Source organism: Burkholderia sp. YIM B11467 (assembly GCF_052952715.1).
In genome coordinates this window covers 15023-35959 of record NZ_JBQVSQ010000015.1, presented here as the reverse complement: position 1 = coordinate 35959, position 20937 = coordinate 15023, and the positions used below count along the sequence as shown (strand labels likewise).

The 20937-nt window shown below is 69.0% G+C and carries 19 protein-coding genes; 16 read left to right on the top strand and 3 right to left on the bottom strand.

Features of this window, described 5'->3' with window-relative positions; all coding sequences use genetic code 11:
* Positions 1-68: 68 nt before the first annotated feature.
* Entirely contained in the window at positions 69-719 is a 651-nt protein-coding gene (gene upp / locus ACTRWB_RS34045) for a uracil phosphoribosyltransferase (RefSeq protein ID WP_048249293.1), read from the bottom strand.
* Positions 720-946: 227 nt separating this feature from the next.
* On the opposite strand from upp, the gene ACTRWB_RS34040 reads away from it, so the two are divergent.
* Complete coding sequence (locus ACTRWB_RS34040; protein WP_129512634.1) at positions 947-1726, top strand: SDR family oxidoreductase; 780 nt, start codon at positions 947-949, stop codon at positions 1724-1726.
* Between the two features lie 52 nt (positions 1727-1778).
* The gene (locus ACTRWB_RS34035; protein WP_129512633.1) at positions 1779-2171 is read left to right on the top strand and encodes a methylglyoxal synthase; all 393 of its coding nucleotides are present in this window, start codon (positions 1779-1781) and stop codon (positions 2169-2171) included.
* Positions 2172-2253: 82 nt separating this feature from the next.
* On the opposite strand, the gene ACTRWB_RS34030 is transcribed toward ACTRWB_RS34035, so the two are convergent.
* A complete protein-coding gene (locus ACTRWB_RS34030; RefSeq protein ID WP_446904461.1) occupies positions 2254-2661 on the bottom strand; it encodes a hypothetical protein in 408 nt (135 codons plus the stop codon).
* A gap of 254 nt (positions 2662-2915) precedes the next feature.
* Here ACTRWB_RS34030 and ACTRWB_RS34025 point away from each other — a divergent pair, with 254 nt between their 5' ends.
* The 14 genes from ACTRWB_RS34025 to ACTRWB_RS33960 all read left to right on the top strand — a co-directional run bounded on the left by ACTRWB_RS34025 (position 2916) and on the right by ACTRWB_RS33960 (position 18776).
* Positions 2916-3890 carry a quinone oxidoreductase family protein gene (locus ACTRWB_RS34025; RefSeq protein WP_446904460.1) on the top strand — a complete coding sequence of 325 codons (975 nt, stop codon included), beginning with the start codon at positions 2916-2918 and terminating at the stop codon, positions 3888-3890.
* A 300-nt stretch (positions 3891-4190) separates the two neighbouring features.
* Complete coding sequence (kdpF, locus tag ACTRWB_RS34020; protein ID WP_006752209.1) at positions 4191-4283, top strand: K(+)-transporting ATPase subunit F; 93 nt, start codon at positions 4191-4193, stop codon at positions 4281-4283.
* Positions 4280-6085, top strand: a complete 1806-nt coding sequence (kdpA, locus tag ACTRWB_RS34015) for a potassium-transporting ATPase subunit KdpA (protein ID WP_446904459.1) — start codon at positions 4280-4282, stop codon at positions 6083-6085. Before kdpF ends, kdpA begins: the two co-directional genes overlap by 4 nt.
* Positions 6086-6139: 54 nt before the next feature.
* A complete protein-coding gene (gene kdpB / locus ACTRWB_RS34010) occupies positions 6140-8224 on the top strand; it encodes a potassium-transporting ATPase subunit KdpB (RefSeq protein WP_419684683.1) in 2085 nt (694 codons plus the stop codon).
* An 18-nt stretch (positions 8225-8242) separates the two neighbouring features.
* A complete protein-coding gene (gene kdpC, locus ACTRWB_RS34005; protein ID WP_048249304.1) occupies positions 8243-8824 on the top strand; it encodes a potassium-transporting ATPase subunit KdpC in 582 nt (193 codons plus the stop codon).
* Between the two features lie 146 nt (positions 8825-8970).
* On the top strand, positions 8971-11814 hold the full coding sequence (locus ACTRWB_RS34000) for a DUF4118 domain-containing protein (protein ID WP_446904458.1): 2844 nt from the start codon (positions 8971-8973) through the stop codon (positions 11812-11814).
* Entirely contained in the window at positions 11807-12505 is a 699-nt protein-coding gene (gene kdpE, locus ACTRWB_RS33995; protein WP_048249307.1) for a two-component system response regulator KdpE, read from the top strand. Before ACTRWB_RS34000 ends, kdpE begins: the two co-directional genes overlap by 8 nt.
* 158 nt (positions 12506-12663) lie before the next feature.
* Positions 12664-12945 (top strand): DUF333 domain-containing protein, encoded by a 282-nt coding sequence (locus ACTRWB_RS33990; RefSeq protein ID WP_129512628.1) that lies wholly within the window; start codon positions 12664-12666, stop codon positions 12943-12945.
* Positions 12946-13110: 165 nt separating this feature from the next.
* Positions 13111-13431, top strand: coding sequence for a quaternary ammonium compound efflux SMR transporter SugE (gene sugE / locus ACTRWB_RS33985; protein ID WP_048249311.1), 321 nt, complete (start codon positions 13111-13113; stop codon positions 13429-13431).
* A 211-nt stretch (positions 13432-13642) separates the two neighbouring features.
* Entirely contained in the window at positions 13643-14260 is a 618-nt protein-coding gene (locus ACTRWB_RS33980) for a DUF4126 domain-containing protein (protein ID WP_048249428.1), read from the top strand.
* A 50-nt stretch (positions 14261-14310) separates the two neighbouring features.
* A complete protein-coding gene (locus ACTRWB_RS33975; RefSeq protein WP_446904457.1) occupies positions 14311-16872 on the top strand; it encodes an ABC transporter permease in 2562 nt (853 codons plus the stop codon).
* Positions 16873-16915: 43 nt separating this feature from the next.
* Entirely contained in the window at positions 16916-17326 is a 411-nt protein-coding gene (locus ACTRWB_RS33970) for a group II truncated hemoglobin (protein WP_129512627.1), read from the top strand.
* A 104-nt stretch (positions 17327-17430) separates the two neighbouring features.
* The gene (locus ACTRWB_RS33965; RefSeq protein WP_412023337.1) at positions 17431-18162 is read left to right on the top strand and encodes an alanyl-tRNA editing protein; all 732 of its coding nucleotides are present in this window, start codon (positions 17431-17433) and stop codon (positions 18160-18162) included.
* Entirely contained in the window at positions 18159-18776 is a 618-nt protein-coding gene (locus ACTRWB_RS33960; protein WP_446904456.1) for a DUF924 family protein, read from the top strand. The genes ACTRWB_RS33965 and ACTRWB_RS33960 overlap by 4 nt, the downstream gene beginning before the upstream one ends.
* A 161-nt stretch (positions 18777-18937) precedes the next feature.
* Here the strand turns inward: ACTRWB_RS33960 and ACTRWB_RS33955 are convergent, their stop codons facing one another.
* Positions 18938-20830: an ArnT family glycosyltransferase gene (locus tag ACTRWB_RS33955; RefSeq protein WP_446904455.1), complete on the bottom strand. Its 1893-nt coding sequence runs from the start codon at positions 20828-20830 to the stop codon at positions 18938-18940.
* Positions 20831-20937: the final 107 nt, after the last annotated feature.

The following is a 20937-nucleotide window of genomic DNA, read 5'->3' as shown; positions in this document are numbered from 1 at the left end:
CGCGCATGGCCGAACGGCCGGGCAGGCCGCCGCGGACCGGGCCGCGCGCCGCGCGGCGGCCCAGGCCGTCAGTTCTTGGTGCCGAACAGGCGGTCGCCCGCGTCGCCGAGGCCCGGCACGATGTACGCATGCTCGTTCAGGTGCGAATCGAGCGACGCGACGAACAGCTTCACGTCGGGGTGCGCGTCCTGGAACACCTGCACGCCCTCGGGCGCGGCGACCAGCGCGACGAACGTGATGTTCGCGGCCGGCACGTTGCGGCGCTTGAGCACGTCGACCGCATGCACGGCCGAGTAGCCGGTCGCGACCATCGGGTCGCACAGGATGAAGATGCGGTCTTCCAGATCCGGCAGGCGCACCAGGTATTCGACCGGGCGGTGGTCCTCGGCGCGGTAGACGCCGATGTGGCCGACGCGCGCGGACGGAACCAGGTCGAGCAGGCCGTCCGACATCCCGATACCTGCGCGCAGCACCGGCACGATCGCCAGTTTCTTGCCCGCGATCACCGGCGCGTCGACCTCGACGAGCGGGGTTTCGACCCGCTTGGTCGTGATCGGCAGGTTGCGGGTGATCTCGTAACCCATCAGCAGCGTGATTTCGCGCAGCAGCTCGCGGAACGTGCGCGTGGACGTGTCCTTGTCGCGCATGTGCGTGAGCTTGTGCTGGATCAGCGGGTGATCGGTGATGAAGAGATTCGGGAAACGGCTGTCCTGTTTCATGACGGGGGCGCCTTTACGGCAAAAGAGGATCGGGGGCGGGGGCGGGCGCAAGCCGGCCGCGCGCTTATGCCCGCAATTTTACCAAGGCGCGCCGCATGATCCGGATAATATCGACGTCTCACGACAATCCGCGCGCCTGCGCCCGCCCGTTCGCCTGCCTGGCCCGCCCGTGGTCATGGGCCGAAGCGACCGGGCCGCGGGCGCGCGTCGCCAACCAGGAGTCGACGATGGATCTCGGCATCGCAGGAAAGACCGCGCTCGTATGCGCGGCAAGCAAGGGGCTCGGTCGCGGCTGCGCGGAAGCGCTGGCCGCCGAAGGCGTGAATCTCGTGATCGTGGCGCGCACGCGCGACACGCTCGATGCGACGGCCGACGCGATCCGCGCGGCGTCCGGCGTGACGGTTACGGCGGTCGCCTGCGACATCACGACGCCGGACGGTCGCGCGGCCGCGCTCGCCGCGTGCCCGCAGCCGGACATTCTCGTGACGAATGCCGGCGGCCCGCCGCCCGGCGACTTCCGCGACTTCTCGCACGACGACTGGATCCGCGCGCTCGAGTCGAACATGCTGACGCCGATCGAGCTGATCCGCGCGACCATCGACCCGATGATCGCGCGCGGCTTCGGCCGGATCGTCAACATCACGAGTTCGGCCGTGAAGGCGCCGATCGACGTGCTCGCGCTGTCGAACGGCGCGCGCTCCGGGCTGACCGGCTTCGTCGCCGGCCTGTCGCGCAAGGTCGCCGGCCAGGGCGTGACGATCAACAACCTGCTGCCGGGGCTGTTCGACACCGACCGGATCGCGACGACGCTTACCGCATCGGCGAAGGCGCAGGGCGTGACGGTCGACGAAATGCGTGCGCGGCGCACGAAGGACATCCCGGCCGGCCGCCTCGGCACGCGCGACGAATTCGGCGCGGCGTGCGCGTTCCTGTGCAGCGTGCATGCCGGCTATATCACCGGGCAGAACTGGCTGCTCGACGGCGGCGCGTACCCGGGCACGTTCTGACGCGCGCCCGATTCACGATCACGACAATAACCGAACGACGAAGGAACTGGAGATGAGCAAACCCCGCATCGCACTGATTGCGCACGACGCGAAGAAGGACGAGATCGTCGCACTCGCGGGTCAATTCCGCGCGACGCTCGCGCAATGCCGGCTGGTCGCGACGGGCACGACGGGCGGCCGCATCGCGGCCGCGCACGGGCTCGAGGTCGAGCGCAAGCTGTCGGGGCCGCTCGGCGGCGACCTGCAGATCGGCGCGGAACTGGCCGACGGCCGCATCGACATCGTCGTGTTCCTGCGCGATCCGATGACCGCGCAGCCGCACGACCCCGACATCACCGCGCTCGTGCGCGCGTGCGACGTGCACGACGTGCCGGTCGCGACCAACGTCGCGACCGCGCGGATGCTGCTCGACGATCTGGCGCGCAACATGCAGGACGTTTGCTGACGCTGGGGGCGACGAGCGATCGTGCCGGTACGCTCGTCGTCGGTCGTTTGCCTGCTTTTCGGTTTTAACCGTCGCCTGCGGATCAGTTGACCGTCTGGATCAGTAGTGTGGCCTGCCCGCTGTTGTCAGAGCAGGCGTCGTCGGTGACGAAGCTCCAGAGGGTGAGGGCGGTCGCGCTACCGCCGACGTCGACGATGGTTGGCTGCTTCGTCACCGTCGTGCCCCATCGCGCGCTGCCCATGCCACCGACCAGATGCACGGCATCGATCAGGCAGCCGCTCCCGCCCGTGCAGCTCATGGTGTTCGTCGAAAGTGACATCACGTACCGGCCAGGCGCGAGCTGGACGGTAGCCGAATTGCCGTACGACGGGCCTGGCACGATCGCGTTTTGAATGCAGTTCTGCTTCGCATCGATCGTGATGGAGGTCGCCGCTTGCGCGGTGTAGGAGGCAAGGGCAAGCAGTATGGATGCAATGACGGGAATGCGCATGACTCGAATCCTCGGTTTGAATGTAATGGTTTTTTGAAGGCACATCGGCGCGACTTGGCCGACCTCTTGCTTAACGGCATGCACGAACCTGTCTTTATGCTTTCATGTGAGTTTGTTTGACGGGGATCGCATCGAGTCGTCTTGTCGCCTTCCCGAGGCGGCGCGAGCAAGGAATTCGCCGATGCGCGAAAATCAGGCGTTCCGTCGTCAGACGGCCGAATCTTCCCTGAACTTCCAACCCAGGAGTACGACGCATGCCGAAAGCAATCCGATACGACCAGCCCGGCGGCCCGGACGTGATGAAGTGGGTCGATGTCGAGGTCGGCGCGCCGAAGGCGGGCGAAGTCCGCATCCGGCAGCATGCGGTCGGTCTCAACTACATCGACGTGTATTTCCGCACGGGCCTCTACCCGCAGCCGCTGCCCGGCGGCCTCGGGATGGAGGCGGCGGGCGAGGTGACGGCCGTCGGCGATGGCGTGACCGCGCTCAAGGTCGGCGACCGCGTCGCCTATGTCGGGCAGCCGCCGGGCGCGTATGCGCAGGAGCGCGTGATGCCGGCCGAGCGGCTCGTGAAGCTGCCGGACGGCATCAGCTACGACGACGCGGCATCGGTGATGCTGCAGGGGCTGACCGCGCACTACCTGCTGCGCCGCACGTACCCGGTGAAGGCCGGCGACACGATCCTGATCCACGCGGCGGCCGGCGGTGTCGGCCTGCTCGTGTGCCAATGGGCGAAGGCGCTCGGCGCGACCGTGATCGGGACGGTCGGCTCCGACGAGAAAGCCGCGCTCGCGAAGGCGCACGGCTGCGACCATCCGATCGTCTACACGCGCGAGAACTTCACGCAGCGCGTGAAGGAGATCACGAACGGCGCGGGCGTGCCGGTCGTCTACGATTCGATCGGCAAGGACACCTACATCGGTTCGCTCGACAGCCTCGCGCTGCTCGGGCTGTTCGTCAGCTTCGGCAATGCGTCGGGCCCGCTGCCGCCGATCGACTCGAAGGAGTTCTCGTCGCGCGGCTCGCTGTTCTTCACGCGGCCGACGCTGTTCTCGTACATCGCGAAGCGCGCCGATCTCGAAGCGGCCGCGGCCGAATTGTTCGACGTGCTCCTGTCGGGCAAGGTGAAGACGAGCATCAACCAGCGCTATCCGCTCGCGGAAGTCGGCCGCGCGCATGACGATCTCGAAGCGCGCAAGACCACCGGCTCGACGATCCTCGTTCCCTGACCGTTCCCTCCGTGCCGGCGCCATGCCGGCACGCGCCTTCGCGGGCGGCGCTGCGGCGCCGCCCGTCCCGCCCCCGAATCGCTCCCGCCCTCGCGTTTACACGTTTTTTATATCCGCCCCGATACCTTTGACCCGTCCTTTACGTGCGTTCCCATAAGGTTCTAGTCGTCTCACTTCGATGACGGAGAACACAAAAATGGATGGGGTATTTGTCGGCGCCCTGGTGCTTTTCACCGCGCTGATCCTCGGTTTGATCGCCGGTTGCGAGAAGCTCGTGCAATACGGTCGCGGGGGGCGAGCATGACCTGGATGCTTTGGCTGGCGGGCGCATCGACGGCCCTGCTGTTCGCGTATCTCGTCTTTGCGCTGCTGCGCGCGGAGGACATCGAATGAACGCGAACAACCTGTTGCAATCGCTGTTGTTCATCGTCGTGCTGCTGGCGGCGGCCGTTCCGGTCGCCCGCTACCTGACGGCGGTGATGGACGGCACTTCGCGCGTCGTGCGCGTGTTCGGGCCGCTCGAGCGCGTGCTGTACCGCATCGCCGGCGTCGACGCCGGCAGCGAGATGAGCTGGAAGCAGTACGCGATCGCGACGATCGCGTTCAACGCGCTCGGCGCATTGTTCCTCTATGGCCTGCTGCGCCTGCAGGGTTTCCTGCCCGGCAACCCGCAGCAGTTCGGCGCGATGACGGTCGACGGCGCATTCAACACGGCCGTCAGCTTCGTCACCAACACGAACTGGCAGGACTACACGCCCGAACAGACCGTCAGCTACCTGGCGCAGATGCTCGGCTTCACCGTGCAGAACTTCCTGTCGGCGGCGACCGGCATCGTCGTCGTGATCGCGCTGATCCGCGGCTTCGCGCGTCACACGGCGCAGACGATCGGCAACTTCTGGGTCGACCTCACGCGCGTGACGATGTACGTGCTCGTGCCGATGGCGATGATCATCGCCGGGCTGCTGATGAGCCAGGGCGTGATCCAGAACATGAAGTCGTACGAGGACGTGCCGGTGCTGCAGACGAGCACCTATGCGGCGCCGAAGCTCGACGCGCAAGGCAACCCGGTGAAGGACGACAAGGGCAACCCGGTGACGGTGCCGACCCCGCTCACGAAGCAGACGCTCGCGATGGGCCCGGTCGCATCGCAGGAAGCGATCAAGATGCTCGGCACCAACGGTGGCGGCTTCTTCAACGCGAACTCCGCGCACCCGTACGAGAACCCGACGCCGTTCGCGAACTTCCTGCAGATCTTCTCGATCCTGATCATCCCGGCCGCGTTGTGTCTCGTGTTCGGCCGCATGATCGGCGACCGCCGGCAGGGCATCGCCGTGCTCGCGGCGATGACGGTTGCGTTCGTGGTCGCGGTCGGCTTCGAGGTGAGCGCCGAGCAGGGCGGCAACCCGACGCTCGCCGCGCTGCACGTCGACCAGTCGACGAGCGCGCTGCAGCCGGGCGGCAACATGGAAGGCAAGGAAACGCGCTTCGGGATCGCGCAGACCGGCATCTTCACGGTCGCGACGACGGCCGCGTCGTGCGGCGCGGTCGACACGATGCACGATTCGCTGACGCCGCTCGGCGGTCTCGTGCCGATGCTGTTGATGCAGCTCGGCGAGGTGATCTTCGGCGGGGTCGGCTCGGGCCTCTACGGGATGCTCGTGTTCGCGCTGCTCGCGGTGTTCGTCGCCGGCCTGATGATCGGCCGCACGCCGGAATACGTCGGCAAGAAGATCGAGTCGTACGAGATGAAGATGGTGTCGATCGTCGTGCTGCTCACGCCGCTGCTCGTGCTGGTCGGCACGTCGATCGCCGTGCTCGCCGATGCGGGCAAGGCCGGCATCGCGAACCCGGGTCCGCACGGCTTCTCGGAAATCCTGTACGCGTTCAGCTCGGCCGCGAACAACAACGGCAGCGCGTTCGCGGGCCTGACGGTCGGCACGCCGTTCTACAACTGGATGACCGCGATCGCGATGTGGTTCGGCCGCTTCGGCACGATCGTGCCGGTGCTGGCGATTGCCGGCTCGCTCGCCGCGAAGAAGCGCATCGCGGTAACGAGCGGCACGTTGCCGACGCACGGTCCGCTGTTCGTCGTGCTGCTGCTCGGCACCGTGCTGCTGGTGGGCGCGCTGACCTACGTGCCGGCGCTTGCGCTCGGCCCTGGCGTCGAGCACCTGATGATGTGGCTGGGCGCGTAAAGCGCGCCCGCATGGCGACACATTGAAAAGACTGAAGAGATTGAAGAGATCGCAATGACTCAACATTCCGCAACACGGTCCATGTTCGATCCGGCGCTGCTGCGCCCGGCGATCGTGGACTCGTTCAAGAAACTCACGCCGCGCACGCAGTTCCGCAACCCGGTGATGTTCTGCGTGTACGTCGGCAGCATCCTGACCACGATCCTGTGGATCGCGGCGCTCTCCGGCCAGGCCGAGGCGCCGTCGGGCTTCATCCTCGCGATCGCGCTGTGGCTGTGGTTCACGGTGCTGTTCGCGAACTTCGCCGAAGCGCTCGCCGAAGGGCGCTCGAAGGCGCAGGCCGCATCGCTGCGCAGCGCGAAGAAAGACGTGATGGCGAAGAAGCTCAACGAGCCGCATCCGAAGTCGCCGATCCGCATCACGACCGCGACCGAGCTGCGCAAGGGCGACGTCGTGCTCGTCGAGGCCGGCGACGTGATCCCGGCCGACGGCGAGGTCGTCGACGGCGTCGCATCGGTCGACGAATCGGCGATCACCGGTGAATCCGCGCCGGTGATCCGCGAATCGGGCGGCGACTTCTCGTCGGTGACGGGCGGCACGCGCGTGCTGTCCGACTGGATCGTCGTCAAGGTCACCGCGAACCCCGGCGAGGCGTTCCTCGACCGGATGATCGCGATGGTCGAAGGCGCGAAACGCAAGAAGACACCGAACGAAATCGCGCTGACGATCCTGCTCGTCGCGCTGACCATCGTGATGCTGCTCGCGACCGCGACGCTGCTGCCGTTCTCGATGTTCTCGGTCGAAGCGATGAAGGCCGGCCATGTGGTGACGATCACCGCGCTCGTCGCGCTGCTCGTGTGCCTGATCCCGACGACGATCGGCGGCTTGTTGTCCGCGATCGGCGTGGCCGGGATGAGCCGGATGATGCAGGCGAACGTGATCGCGACGTCGGGCCGCGCGGTGGAAGCGGCCGGCGACGTCGACGTGCTGCTGCTCGACAAGACCGGCACGATCACGCTCGGCAACCGCCAGGCATCGATGTTCGTGCCCGCGCCGGGCGTGACCGAGGAAGCGCTGGCCGACGCCGCGCAACTGTCCTCGCTCGCCGACGAAACGCCGGAAGGCCGCAGCATCGTCGTGCTCGCGAAGGAGCGCTTCAACATTCGCCAGCGCGACATGGCCCAGCTTCATGCGACGTTCATCGGCTTCTCCGCGCAGACGCGGATGAGCGGCGTCGATCTCCCGGGCCGTGAAATTCGCAAGGGCGCGGCCGACGCGATCCGCCGCTACGTCGAGACGCACGGCAGCCGCTTCCCGGAAGAAGTGCGCCGCGCGGTCGACGAAGTCGCGCGCCGCGGCAGCACGCCGCTCGTCGTGGCCGACCTGCATGAAGGGGCGGCACGCGTGCTCGGCGTGATCGAGCTGAAGGACATCGTGAAGGGCGGCATCAAGGAGCGCTTCGCGGAACTGCGCAAGATGGGCATCAAGACCGTGATGGTGACGGGCGACAACCGGCTGACGGCGGCGGCGATCGCGGCGGAAGCAGGCGTCGACGATTTCCTCGCGGAAGCGACGCCGGAAACCAAGCTCGCGACGATCCGCGAACACCAGGCGGCCGGCCGGCTTGTTGCGATGACGGGCGACGGAACCAACGACGCGCCGGCGCTCGCGCAGGCCGACGTCGCGGTGGCGATGAACACGGGCACGCAGGCCGCGAAGGAAGCGGGCAACATGGTCGACCTCGACTCGAACCCGACGAAGCTGATCGAGATCGTCGAGATCGGCAAGCAGATGCTGATGACGCGCGGCTCGCTGACGACGTTCTCGATCGCGAACGACATCGCGAAGTACTTCGCGATCATCCCTGCCGCGTTCGTGACCACCTATCCGCAACTGCGCGTGCTCGACATCATGCACCTGACGTCGCCGGCGTCGGCGATCCTGTCGGCGGTGATCTTCAACGCGCTGATCATCGTCGCGCTGATCCCGCTCGCGCTGAAGGGCGTGACCTACCGGCCGCTCGGCGCCGCGTCGCTGCTGCGCCGCAACCTGCTGGTCTACGGCCTCGGCGGCGTGCTGCTGCCGTTCCCGTTCATCAAGCTGATCGACATGACGCTCGCCGCACTCGGCTGGGCCTGAGGTCTTGAAGGAAACATCATGAAAACGTTGATTCGTCCGCTCGTCGTGCTCTTCGTCGTGCTTACCGCGGTGACGGGGCTCGCGTATCCGGCCGTGATGACCGTGTTCGGCCAGGCCGTGTTCCCGTCGCAGGCGAACGGCAGCCTGATCGAGAAGGATGGCAAGGCGGTCGGCTCCGCGCTGATCGGCCAGCAGTTCGATGCGCCGAAGTACTTCTGGGGCCGGCTGTCGGCCACGTCGCCGATGCCGTACAACGCGACCGGCTCCGGCGGCTCGAACCTCGGCCCGCTGAACCCGTCGCTCGCCGACCAGGTGAAGGGGCGCATCGCCGCGCTGCGCGACGCGGGCACCGACATGTCGAAGCCCGTGCCGGTCGACCTCGTGACGGCGTCGGCGAGCGGCCTCGATCCGGAGATCACGCCGGCCGCCGCCGCGTATCAGGTCGATCGGGTGGCGAAGGTGCGCAACCTGACGCCCGATGCGGTCGCGCAGATCGTCGCCGCGAACACGACGGGCCGCCAGTTCGGCGTGCTCGGCGAGCCGCGCGTGAACGTGCTGAAGCTGAACCTCGCGCTCGACGCGGCGCAGGCCGCGCACTGATCGCACACTGATCGGCGTCCGGCGCGGTTCGACCCGCGCCGGACGCGTATTTTCCGACGGCGCATGCGCCGTCTTTGCCTTTTGCGGCGATTTGGAACAACAATGCTCGTACTCGCGCGCATCCGGGCGCTCCGCCTTCCTGACGCATGAACCGTCCCGACCCAGACCAACTCCTCGACAAGCTGCAGCGAGACGAAGAAAAGCAGCGGCGCGGCCAGCTCAAGATCTTCTTCGGCGCATCGGCCGGTGTCGGCAAGACCTACGCGATGCTGCAGGCCGCGCGCCAGCGCCTGCAGGAAGGCGTCGACGTCGTCGTCGGCATCGTCGAGACCCACGGCCGCAGCGAAACCGCCGCGTTGCTCGACGGCCTCGACGTGCTGCCGCTCGCGCGCATCGACTATCGCGGCCGCACGCTCGCCGAATTCGATCTCGACGGCGCGCTCGCCCGCCAGCCGCAACTGATCCTCGTCGACGAACTCGCGCACTCGAACGTGCAGGGCGCACGGCACCTGAAGCGCTGGCAGGACGTCTACGAACTGCTCGACGCGGGTATCGACGTCTATACGACCGTCAATGTCCAGCACCTCGAGAGCCTCAACGACGTGGTCGGCGCGATCACCGGCATCCGTGTGTGGGAGACCGTGCCGGACCGCGTGTTCGACGCGGCCGACGAGGTCACGCTCGTCGACCTGCCGGCCGAGGAACTGCTCGAGCGGATGCGCGACGGCAAGGTCTATCTCGCGCAGCAGGCCGAGCGCGCGGTGCGCAACTTCTTCCGCAAGGGCAACCTGATCGCGCTGCGCGAATTGGCGCTGCGGCGCACGGCCGATCGCGTCGACGCGCAGATGCGCGAATACCGCGCCGACCGTTCGATCCAGCGCATTTGGCAGGCGCGCGAGCGGCTGCTCGTGTGCGTCGGGCCCGGCGCCGAAGCGCCGACGCTCGTGCGCGCGGCCGCGCGGCTCGCCGCGAGCCTGAAGGCCGACTGGATCGCCGTGTATGTCGAAACGCCGCGCCTGCAGCGGCTGCCCGATGCGCAGCGACAGCGCACGCTCGACGCGCTGAAGCTCGCGGCCGAGCTGGGCGCCGAGACGGCGACGCTCGCCGGCACCGACGCGGTCGCTGCGCTGATCGGTTATGCGAAAGTCCGCAACGTGTCGAAGATCGTCGCGGGCGGCTCGCCGAAGGTCGGGCTGATGCGCCGCTTCGCGCGGCCGTTCGGCGAGAAGCTCGCCGAGCGCGCGGGCGACGTCGATCTGATGCTGATCCGCGCGTCCGCGAGCGACGAGGCGCGCGCCGCGCCGCTCGACCCGCGTGCGCGCGACTGGCGCGACGCGTTCGCGCAGTTCGGCACACATCGTTCGCCGCCGCGGCACTATGCGTACGCGGCCGCGATCTGCGCGGCGATCACGGTCGTCGCGAGCCTCGTGTCCGAGCGGCTCGACCTCACGAACCTCGTCATGCTGTACCTGCTCGGCGTCGTGTTCTCGGCCGTGCGGCTCGGGCGCGGCCCGGGCGTGCTGCAGTCGTTCCTGTCGGTGGCCGCGTTCGATTTCTTCTTCGTGCCGCCGCGCATGTCGTTCTCGGTCAGCGACACGCAGTACCTGCTGACCTTCTTCGGCATGCTGCTGACGTCGCTCGTGATCAGCCACCTGACGTCGACGCTGACGCGCCAGGCGAGCGTCGCGCAGCGCCGCGAGCGCCGCACCGGCGCGATCTATGCGATGGCGCGCGAGCTGGGCGCGGCGCTGACGACCGAGCAGATCGTCGAGATCGGCAGCCGTCACGTGGGCGAGGTGTTCCGCGCGCGCGTCGCGTTCCTGCTGCCGGACAGCGCGGACAAGGTGCGCCAGAAGATCGAGGAGCCCGATGCGGCCGTCACGCTGACGGGCGCCGATCTCGACAGCGACGTCGGCCAGTGGGTGTACGACCAGCAGAAGCCGGCCGGCCGCGGCACCGATACGCTGCCCGCGACGGTCGCGCTGTACCTGCCGCTGAAGGCGCCGATGCGCACGCGCGGCGTGCTCGCGGTCGCGTCGCGCGAGCCGCGCGAACTCGAGGTGCCCGAGCAGCAGCGGATGCTCGACGCATTCGCCGCGCAGATCGCGCTCGCGCTCGAACGTGTGCACTACGTTGAAATCGCGCGCGACGCGCTCGTCAACATGGAGTCCGAGCGACTGCGCAACTCGCTGCTGTCGGCGATTTCGCACGACCTGCGCACGCCGCTCACGACGATCGTCGGCTTCTCGTCGATGCTCGCGAACGGGCGTGCGGCCGCGCAGGGCGGCGACGTTGCGGCGGCCGAACGGTTCGCGCAGCGCGAGGGCGAGCTCGTCGACGCGATTCACGACGAGGCGCTGCGCATGACGGGCATCGTCACGAACCTGCTCGACATGGCGCGGCTGCAGGCCGGCAGCCTGCAGCTGAAGCGCCAGTGGTCGCTGCTCGAGGAAGCCGTCGGCGCCGCGCTCGCCGCGTGCAAGCGCGTGCTCGCGCGCCATCCCGCCCGTGTCACGCTGCCGGCCGACCTGCCGCTGCTGCAGATGGACGCGGTGCTGATGGAGCGCCTGTTCACCAACCTGTTCGAGAACGCGGCGAAGTACACGCCGCCCGACACGCCTATCGATATCGGCGCGGAGCGCATGACCGACGACGGGTTGCCGTTCGTGCGCGTACACGTCGACGATCACGGCCCGGGCCTGCCGGCCGGCATGGAAACGCGAATCTTCGACAAGTTCACGCGCGGCGAGAAGGAATCGGCGACGCCGGGCATCGGGCTCGGCCTCGCGATCTGCCGCGCGATCGTCGAGGCGCACGGCGGTAAAATCGGCGCGCTCAACCGCACCGCGCCCGACGGCCACGTGACGGGCGCGCGCTTCTGGTTCACGCTGCCGGTCGAGACGCCGCCGGCCGCACCCGCCGTACCCGATGACGAAGCCGACGTGCCGGGCGCATCGTCCCCATCCGAGCCATTGCCAGACCATGAGTGAACCCAGCCTGACCGTCGTCCTGATCGAGGACGAAAAGCAGATCCGCCGTTTCGTGCGCGCCGCGCTCGAAGAGGAGGACATCGCCGTGTTCGAGGCCGAGACGGGCAAACAGGGGCTGATCGACGCGGCGACGCGCAAGCCCGATCTCGTGATCGTCGACCTCGGCCTGCCCGATACCGACGGCCTCGACGTGATCCGCGAGCTGCGCGGCTGGTCCGAGGTGCCGGTGATCGTGCTGTCCGCGCGAACCCAGGAAGAAGAGAAGGTCGCCGCGCTCGACGCGGGCGCCGACGACTACCTGACCAAGCCGTTCGGCGTGTCCGAACTGCGCGCGCGGATCCGCGCGCAATTGCGCCGGCGCAACCAGGGCGGCGCGAACGAGTCGCCGAAGGTGAGCTTCGGCACCGTGATCGTTGATCTCGCGCTGCGCCAGGTGTGGCGCGACAACGAGATCGTGCACCTGACGCCGCTCGAATACCGGCTGCTCGCGACGCTCGTGCGGCACGCAGGGCGCGTGCTCACGCACCGCCAGTTGCTGCGCGACGTGTGGGGGCCGTCGCACGTCGAAAGCCATCATTACCTGCGCATCTACATGGCGCACCTGCGCCAGAAGCTCGAGCGCGATCCGGCGCAGCCCGAGTACATCGTCACCGAGACGGGCGTCGGCTACCGGCTCGTCGGCGCCGCGTGACGGGCAGCGCCCGGCGCCAGCAGCGCATGCGGGCGTGACGCCACGCGCCGGCGGGGTTGCGGCGACGCGACAGTCTCGCGACCGACGCCCGCCGTGCACACCGGCCGCGGATTCCCCGTTATGCTGACCGCTCAGCGAACAAAAACAAGGAGCGTGCAATGTCCGTCCGTCTGACCGTCATCTGTGCGCTGGCGCTTGCTGCGCCCGGCGCGTTCGCCCAACCGCTGCCGCCGGGGCAACAGCCGCCCGGTCAGGCGGCGCTGGCCAATCCCGCGTCGGTCAACTGCGAGAAACTCGGCGGTCGCCACGTGATCCGCAGCCTGCCGCGCGGGCAAGTCGGGATGTGCATGTTCAAGGATGGCCGCGTGTGCGAGGAGTGGACGCTGTACCGCGACGACCGCTGCGTCGGCGGCGCCGCGCCGAAGCGCGTGTCGAACTGACGTCGTTTTGAGCGGGCCCGGCCGATCCTGCCCCGGATCGGCCGCCGGCCGTGCGCCGCGCCCGGCGTGTCCGTAAGCATCTTGTTATACTCGGCGCCGCCCGGGGACGACCCCGGGTCATTCGCTTCAACGGGGACGACCCCATCCGATACGGAGTACGTCGAGATGGCGTGGGTATTGTTGTTGATTGCCGGTTTGCTGGAAGTGGCCTGGGCGGCCGGCATGAAATCGTCGGACGGCTTCACGAAGCTCGGTCCGTCGGTGTTTACGATCGTCACCGCGCTGGCCAGCTTCGGGCTGCTCGCGGTCGCGATGCGCCAGTTGCCGCTCGGCACCGCGTACGCGGTGTGGACGGGCATCGGCGCGGTCGGCGCATTCGTGTTCGGCATCGTGATGATGGGCGAGGCGCTGACCGCCGCGCGCGTCGCGAGCGCTGCGTTGATCGTCGCGGGGCTGATCGGCCTCAAGCTGTCGTCGGCCGCCTGATGCCGGCCCCCGGGCGCGCGAGCACCCGGGGGCCGCGCTGCGGAATTGCGCCGGTCGCCCGGATAGCCTGTCTATAATGGAACGCATTCGGGCCTGAATGCCGATGCGCCGTTCGCGGCACGCGGTGCCGGTCGCCACGCGCCGCGCGGCCGGTCAGACCGACCCGATCCGATCAATCGGCAAATCGCACGGAAAGTGCAAGGAGAGGGCCATGATCGAAGCCATTTCGCTCGGCGCGGGGCTCGCGTGGGCGAGCGGGCTGCGCCTGTACCTGACGGTGCTGATCGCCGGCGTGCTGGCGCGGGTCGGCTGGCTCCATCTGCCCGACACGCTTGCCGTCCTGATGTCGCCGTGGGTCATCGGCGCCGCGGCTGTGCTTGCCCTCACCGAATTTCTTGCCGACAAGATCCCCGCGTTCGACTCGCTGTGGGATGCCGTGCACACCTTCATCCGCATCCCGGCCGGTGCCGTGCTCGCGGCCGGCGCGCTCGGCCATGCCGATCCGACCGTGCTGGCGGTCGCGGGGCTCGCCGGCGGCTCGCTTGCCGGTGCCGCGCACGTGGCGAAGGCCGGTACGCGCGCGCTGATCAACCTGTCTCCCGAACCGATTTCGAACTGGGTCGCGTCGTCGACCGAGGATGGCCTCGTGGTCGGCGGGCTGGTACTCGCGTTCTTCGTTCCGCTCGCGTTCCTCGTGCTGCTTGCCGCCTTCATCGCCGCTTCGGCGTGGGCGCTGCCGCGCCTGTGGCGCGGTGTGTCGGGCGGTTTTCGCGGGATGGCGAACCACATGGTGTCGCGGCTTAACTCGATCGGGGGGAAGCGCGATTGAAGGGGCCGCAACACGCGGCGCAGCCGCCGGCCGGGCACCCCGGCCCTGACATGCACGCGCATGCCGGCCGCTTCGGCCTGCGCGACCTGGTCCGCCAGGCCGCGCGGATGACCGCGCGCGACTGGCGCGCGGGCGAGCTGACCTTGCTCGTGCTCGCGCTGGTGCTCGCGGTCGCGGCGCTGACGAGCGTCGGCTTTCTTGCCGACCGGCTGCGGCAGGGGCTCGAGCGCGACGCGCGCCAGATGCTCGGCGCCGATTTTGTCGTGCGCGCCGATCGCCCCGTCGATCCGTCGTTCGACCGGCAGGCCCGCGCGCTCGGCCTGCAGACCGCAACGACCGCGATCTTCCCGAGCATGATCGCGTCCGCCGCGGGCGGGCAGGCGACCGACGCGGCACCCTCGCGCCTCGCTGCCGTGAAGGCCGTGTCGCCCGGGTATCCGCTGCGCGGCGCGGTCGATATCCTGCCGGCCGGCGCCACCGTCGCGCACAAGGCGGCCGCGATTCCGGCGCCCGGCACCGTCTGGGCCGATCCCGCGCTGCTCGACGCGCTGCACCTGAAGGCGGGTGATACGGTGCGCGTCGGGCTGCGCACGTTCACGGTCGCCGCGTCGATTTCCCGCGAACTCGATCGCGGTTTTTCGTTCGTCAATTTTTCGCCGCGGCTGATGATGCGCGCGGACGAACTCGCCGCGACCGGGCTCACCGGCTATGGCAGCCGCGTCACGTACCGGTTGCTGGTCGCCGGCGACGCGCAGGCCGTCACGCGCTTCGAAACGTATGCGCACGCGCGCGTCGACGGCGGGAAGCTGCGTGGAGTCGGGCTCGAGTCGTTGCAGGAAGGCCAGCCGCAAGTGCGGCAGACGCTCGATCGCGCGCGCCGTTTCCTGACGCTCGTCGCGCTGCTGACCGCGCTGCTCGCGGCGGTCGCGATCGCGATGGCCGCGCAGCGCTACATGCGGCGCCATCTCGATGGCTGCGCGACGATGCGCTGCCTCGGCGTGAGCCGCCGCACGCTCGGCGCGCTGTTCGCGCTCGAATTCGTCGGCATCGGGGTCGTGGCGGGCGCCGTGGGCGCGGCGCTCGGCTACGGCGGCCACTGGGCGTTGCTGACCGCGCTCGGCGGGCTGATCGAGGTCGCACTGCCGCCGCCCACGCTGTGGCCGGCGCTCATCGGCGTGGCCGCCGCACTCGTGCTGCTGCTCGGCTTCGCGCTGCCGCCGCTCGTGCCGCTCACGCGCGTGCCGCCGGTACGCGTGCTGCGGCGTGAGTGGGGCGATGCGTCGCGCACCGCGTGGGCCGCGTATGCGATCGGCGTCGTGCTGTTCGCGGGGCTGCTGATCGTCGCGGCCGGCAACTTGAAGCTCGGCCTGATCGTCGCGGGCGGCTTCGCCGGTGCGCTGGTCGGTTTCGCGCTGATCGCTCGGCTCGTGCTGTTCGCGGCCGCGCGCGCGGTGCGCAACGCGCGCGTGGCGGCGGGCGTCGGCTGGCGCTACGCGCTCGCGTCGCTGCACCGGCGCGGCACCTCCAGCGCGCTGCAGATCACCGCGCTGGCGCTTGGCCTGATGTGTCTGCTGCTGATCGCGATCACGCGCAACGACCTCGTCGCGGGCTGGCGGCAATCGACACCGCCCGATGCGCCGAACCAGTTCCTGATCGACATCCAGCCCGACCAGCGCAACGACGTCGCGGCCTATCTGACCGCGCACGGCGTGCGCGACGCGGTGCTCGCGCCGATGGTGCGCGGCCGCCTCGTCGCGATCAACGGCAAGCCGGTGAATCCGGACGCCTACCCGTCCGACGAGGCGCGCCGGCTCGTCGACCGCGAGTTCAACCTGTCGTACACGACCGAGTTGCCGTCCGACAACCGGATCGTCGAAGGCGACTGGTTCGGCACTGCCGCCACACCGCAGATCTCGATCGAGGCCGGCCTGGCGAAGACGCTGAACGTGAAACCGGGCGACGTGCTGCGCTTCGACGTGACGGGGCTGACGGTCGACGCGCCGATCACGAGCGTGCGCAAGCTCGACTGGGGTACGTTCCGCGTCAACTTTTTCGTGCTGATGCCGCCGGCGGCGCTGAAGGATTTCCCGGCCGTCTACCTCACGAGCTTCCATCTACCGGCATCGGATGCCGCGCTGCTCGATCCGCTGATCGCGCGCTACCCGAACCTGACCGCGATCGACGTCGCGCCGATCCTCGCGCAGTTGCAGCGGATGATGCTGCAGGTGGTCGGCGCGGTGCAGTTCCTGTTTCTGTTCACGCTCGCGGCCGGCGTGCTCGTGCTGTACACGGCGCTCGCCGGCTCGCGCGACGAGCGGGTGGGCGAGGCCGCGCTGCTGCGCGCGCTCGGCGCGTCGCGTGCGCAGGTCAACGCGGTGCAGCGCGCGGAATTCGTCGTGGTCGGCGCACTGGCCGGCGTGCTGGCGTCGGCGGGCGCGATCGCGGTCGGCTGGGTGCTGGCGTCGCGCGTATTCGACTTCCAGCTGGCCGTCGATCCGTGGCTCGTGCCGGCCGGCATCGTGGCTGGCGTCGCATGCGCCGGTGCGGCCGGCTGGCTGAGCCTGCATAATGTGTTGCGGCGCCCCGCGCTGCAGTCGCTGCGCGACGCATGAGCGTCGCTGGCGGCCCCGAAGATCCTGTTTTCCGACTATCCGTATGACCGATGTGAATGACGATGCGCCGTCGCAACCGACGGCGTTCGAACTCGTGGGCGGCGAAGCCCGCGTGCGCGAAATGGTGGACCGCTTCTACGACCTGATGGACCTCGAGCCCGAGTTCGCGCAGATTCGCGCGGTGCACCCGGCCTCGCTCGACGGTTCGCGCGACAAGCTGTTCTGGTTCCTGTGCGGCTGGCTCGGCGGCCCCGACCACTACATCAGCCGGTTCGGCCATCCGCGGCTGCGCGCGCGGCACCTGCCGTTCCCGATCGCGTCGGTCGAGCGCGACCAGTGGCTGCGCTGCATGGCGTGGGCAATGGAGGATATCGGGCTGCCCGAGCCGTTGCGCGAGCGGCTCATGCATTCGTTTTACGAAACGGCCGACTGGATGCGCAACCGGCCCGGTTGATCGACCGGTACGCCGCTGCCCACGCGCGGGACGATCTGCGTCTGGGCGCGCACGCCGCGCGGCGCGACACTGATCGTTTCCCCCATCGATACGAGGCTCGCCCGATGACGACACAAGCGCTGTTTCGCGAAGACGCGTACCTCACGCAATGCGATGCGATCGTTCAGGCCGTCGGCGACGACGGCATCCGGCTCGACCGCACCGTGTTCTATCCGCTCGGCGGCGGTCAGGCCGGCGACACCGGCACGCTGACGCTGCCCGACGGCAGCACGATCGACATTGCCGATACGCGCAAGGCAAAGTTCGACGGCGCGACGCCCGACGACGCCGTGCACGTGCCGGCGCCGGGGCAGGAGGCGCGCGTCGCCGCGCTCGAGCCCGGCACGCGCGTGGTCGCGACGATCGACTGGCTGCGCCGCTACCGGCACATGCGCCTGCATACGGCCGCGCACCTGATGTGCGCGGTGCTGCCGTACGCGGTCGACGGCTGCAGCGTGACGGCCGACTATGTGCGGCTCGATTTCGCGACGTCCGAAGCGATCGACCGCGACGACGTCGAGCGGCGCCTTGCCGGTCTGGTCGTCGGCGCACATCCGGTCACGACCGAATGGATCACCGACGACGAGATGGCCGAGCGGCCCGAACTCGTGCGTACGATGAGCGTGAAGCCGCCGATGGGCCTCGGCCGCGTGCGGCTGCTGCGCATCGAGAATGTCGACCTGCAGCCGTGCGGCGGCACGCATGTGCGCAACACGTCGGAAATCGGCGGGCTGCGGGTCGCGAAACTTGAAAAGAAGAGCGCGCGGACTCGGCGCCTCGTACTGGAGTTTGCATGACGATCGGCACCGGCACGGCGGGCGCGGCGTCGCTGGATTCGCAAGCGGCGGAAATTCTGGATTTCTGGTTCGGCGAACCGGGTTCGGCCGAGTTCGGGCAGGAACGCAAGATCTGGTTCAACGGCGGCGCGGCGTTCGACGATGTGCTGCGCACGCGCTACGGCGCGTTGCTCGACGCCGCGTGCGACGGCGCATGCGATCACTGGGCCGGCTCGCCGTCGGGGGCGCTGGCGCTGATCGTCGTGCTCGACCAGTTCTCGCGCAACATCCATCGCGGCACGCCGCGCGCGTTTGCCGCCGATCCGAGGGCGCTCGCGCTCGCGCGCCGCGTCGTCGCGGCCGGGTGGGATGCGCAGTTGCCGAGCGGGCATCACCGCGCATTCGCGTATCTGCCGTTCGAGCACGACGAGTCGGTCGAGAGCCAGCGCGAGGCCGTGCGCCTGTGCGCGGGCATTCGCGACGAGGCAGGGTGCGAGAGTTATCACCGCTTCGCGTTGCGGCATGCGGCCGTCGTCGAGCGCTTCGGCCGCTTCCCGCACCGGAACGCGATTCTCGGCCGCGCGTCGACCGATGAGGAGACGGCGTTCCTGCGCGAACCGGGTTCGTCGTTTTGAGCGGTCGGGCGGCTGCCCGCTGAGGAGAAGTGGCACACCCGCGGAGTCGTGCGGGCGCCGTGGCGGTCAACGGAAGATGCGAGACGGTTGCGCTCAGGCGGCCGATCCCGACCGCTGCCGCACATCAAGCCAGGCACGACGGCGCGGCGCGCCGTCCTGCGTCACTGCAAATGCTGTTCGGGCGTGCGTACGTAGACGCGCAGCAGTTCCTCGTTGTCGCCCGGGCGGGCGCCGGTCCAGAACAGTTTCCATTCGCTGCCGGGCGCCGGATCGACGGCCCGCACACCCTGGACAATCATCCAGGTACAGCGCGTCGTCCGCGCGTTGTCGATCGGCGTGTGCTGGATGCCGGAGAAGTAGTACAGCATCGGCGCTTCCGATTCGCCGAGCCCGTGCAGGCTCGCCATGCAGTCGCCGTCGTTCCATTCGAGCGCGAGATGCGCGTTCAGGTCGTCGAACACCGAGCGGTAGCTCTTCGCGATATCGAGCCACGGCAGCAGCAGCGTATAGACGAGCCCCCATGCGACGAGTGCGCCGGCACCCCACGACAGCGCACCGCGCCAGCGGCCCGTCGTGCGCAGCTTCGGCAGCAGCGTCAGCCAGCCGATCGTCAGCGCGAGCGCACCGGTCACGAGCGCGGGCTCGATCGGCATCGTCCAGTCGAGCGGCAGCCAGCGGCCGAGCGGTGCGAGATCCGCGCGCGACGCGGCCGGGTCGGCCATCACCGCCCAGATCGCCCATGCGAGTGCGGCGGTGGTGCCGAACAGGATGCGGCTCAGGTAATCCCATGCGAGATGCAGCTGGCGCGGCAGGCGTTCGATCGCCTGTGCGGCGACCAGCGCGAGCGGCGCGAAGAACGGCAGGATGTAGAGCTGGCGCGACGTCGCGGACACTTGCAGTACCGCGAGCCCGATGCCGGTGAACAGCACGGGCAGCGCGATGCGCGGCGTGCGCCAGTCGCGCCAGGCACCGCGCGCGAGTGCGACGATCGCGAGCGGCGCGACCGGGAAGCCGACGAGCAGGAATGCGCGCAGGATGAAGAACGGCTTGTCGTTTTCTGCGCCCAGTTCCGGGACGGAGAAGCCGAAGAAGCGTCCGACGTTGTTATCCCAGAACCACGTCATGAACAGCGTTTCGGAGCGCAGGAACAGCGCGGTCGGCCAGATCAGCGCGAACGGCGCGAATACGAGCGCGGCAATGCCGAGCGAGCGCGCGAACGCGCGGGTGCGGCAGGCCGGGTAGAGCACCAGCGTGCCCATGAGCGTGGCCGCGAACACGAGCGGCACGAACAGCCCCTTCGTCATCAGCGCGATGCCGACGCCCGCGCCGAAGATCGGCGCGGCCCAGCGACCCGACGGCCGGACCGGCAGTCCGTGCCGCATCTGCTGCGCGCGCGCGACGTGCTGCATCACGAGTTCGAGCAGCCCGCAGAAGCCCATTGCCGTGCCGGCGAACAGCGCGACGTCCGTCATCATGTCGTGCATGTGCTTGATGACGACGAGCGTGCCTGCGCTCAGCACGACGGGGCCGATCACGCGCAGGTCGAACCAGCTGTCCGCGCGGCTGGCCACGCGCGCGGCGCGCGCGATGAAGCCGAATGCGAGCGCCGCGAACAGCGCGCTTGCGAGCCGTGCCGCGTCGTGCAGCGGCATCACGCGCTGCAGCAGCCATGCGAGGCTGGTCGCCACCCATGCGTAAAGCGGCGGCTTTTCCATGAACGGCAGGCCGGCATTGGTCGGCACGACGAAATCGCCGGTCTCGAGCATGTGCTGGATGATGCCGAACGTGTAGGTTTCGTCCTGTTTCCACGGATCGTGGCCGAGCACGCCCGGCAGCACATACGCGCAGACCAGTGCGGCGACGAGCAGCCAGGCCCGCCAGCCGAGCAGCAGCGAGCGGCCACTCGTGGCGCTGGTCGCGGCCGTCGCAGCCACGACGGGCGTGCCGGCGGCGTCCAGTGTCGCGGTGAGGTTGGCGTCGGCGGTCGAGCGGGTGTGCTGGGCCGGAGCGGGCACAGACGTGCGTCGCCGGCTGGGCGCTGCGGTTCCAGGCATGGAAAGGATCTCGGGTCGAGTCGAGCCGGTCCGGCGGCATGGGCAGGACCGATAAGGGCCACATCAGGGGGCGGCGGACAGGCTTGGATGACACCTGTCTGAATGTC

Bases quoted from the DNA above. Each gene is read 5' to 3' on its own strand.
- kdpC (WP_048249304.1), top strand. From the start codon at position 8,243: ATGAAAACGTTGATTCGTCCGCTCGTCGTGCTCTTCGTCGTGCTTACC.
- ACTRWB_RS33990 (WP_129512628.1), top strand. From the start codon at position 12,664: ATGTCCGTCCGTCTGACCGTCATCTGTGCGCTGGCGCTTGCTGCGCCC.
- ACTRWB_RS33980 (WP_048249428.1), top strand. From the start codon at position 13,643: ATGATCGAAGCCATTTCGCTCGGCGCGGGGCTCGCGTGGGCGAGCGGG.
- ACTRWB_RS34025 (WP_446904460.1), top strand. From the start codon at position 2,916: ATGCCGAAAGCAATCCGATACGACCAGCCCGGCGGCCCGGACGTGATG.
- sugE (WP_048249311.1), top strand. From the start codon at position 13,111: ATGGCGTGGGTATTGTTGTTGATTGCCGGTTTGCTGGAAGTGGCCTGG.
- ACTRWB_RS33975 (WP_446904457.1), top strand. From the start codon at position 14,311: ATGCACGCGCATGCCGGCCGCTTCGGCCTGCGCGACCTGGTCCGCCAG.
- ACTRWB_RS33965 (WP_412023337.1), top strand. From the start codon at position 17,431: ATGACGACACAAGCGCTGTTTCGCGAAGACGCGTACCTCACGCAATGC.
- upp (WP_048249293.1), bottom strand. From the start codon at position 719: ATGAAACAGGACAGCCGTTTCCCGAATCTCTTCATCACCGATCACCCG.
- kdpF (WP_006752209.1), top strand. From the start codon at position 4,191: ATGACCTGGATGCTTTGGCTGGCGGGCGCATCGACGGCCCTGCTGTTC.
- ACTRWB_RS33960 (WP_446904456.1), top strand. From the start codon at position 18,159: ATGACGATCGGCACCGGCACGGCGGGCGCGGCGTCGCTGGATTCGCAA.
- ACTRWB_RS34030 (WP_446904461.1), bottom strand. From the start codon at position 2,661: ATGCGCATTCCCGTCATTGCATCCATACTGCTTGCCCTTGCCTCCTAC.
- ACTRWB_RS34035 (WP_129512633.1), top strand. From the start codon at position 1,779: ATGAGCAAACCCCGCATCGCACTGATTGCGCACGACGCGAAGAAGGAC.
- kdpE (WP_048249307.1), top strand. From the start codon at position 11,807: ATGAGTGAACCCAGCCTGACCGTCGTCCTGATCGAGGACGAAAAGCAG.
- kdpB (WP_419684683.1), top strand. From the start codon at position 6,140: ATGACTCAACATTCCGCAACACGGTCCATGTTCGATCCGGCGCTGCTG.
- ACTRWB_RS33955 (WP_446904455.1), bottom strand. From the start codon at position 20,830: ATGCCTGGAACCGCAGCGCCCAGCCGGCGACGCACGTCTGTGCCCGCT.
- ACTRWB_RS33970 (WP_129512627.1), top strand. From the start codon at position 16,916: ATGACCGATGTGAATGACGATGCGCCGTCGCAACCGACGGCGTTCGAA.
- kdpA (WP_446904459.1), top strand. From the start codon at position 4,280: ATGAACGCGAACAACCTGTTGCAATCGCTGTTGTTCATCGTCGTGCTG.
- ACTRWB_RS34040 (WP_129512634.1), top strand. From the start codon at position 947: ATGGATCTCGGCATCGCAGGAAAGACCGCGCTCGTATGCGCGGCAAGC.
- ACTRWB_RS34000 (WP_446904458.1), top strand. From the start codon at position 8,971: ATGAACCGTCCCGACCCAGACCAACTCCTCGACAAGCTGCAGCGAGAC.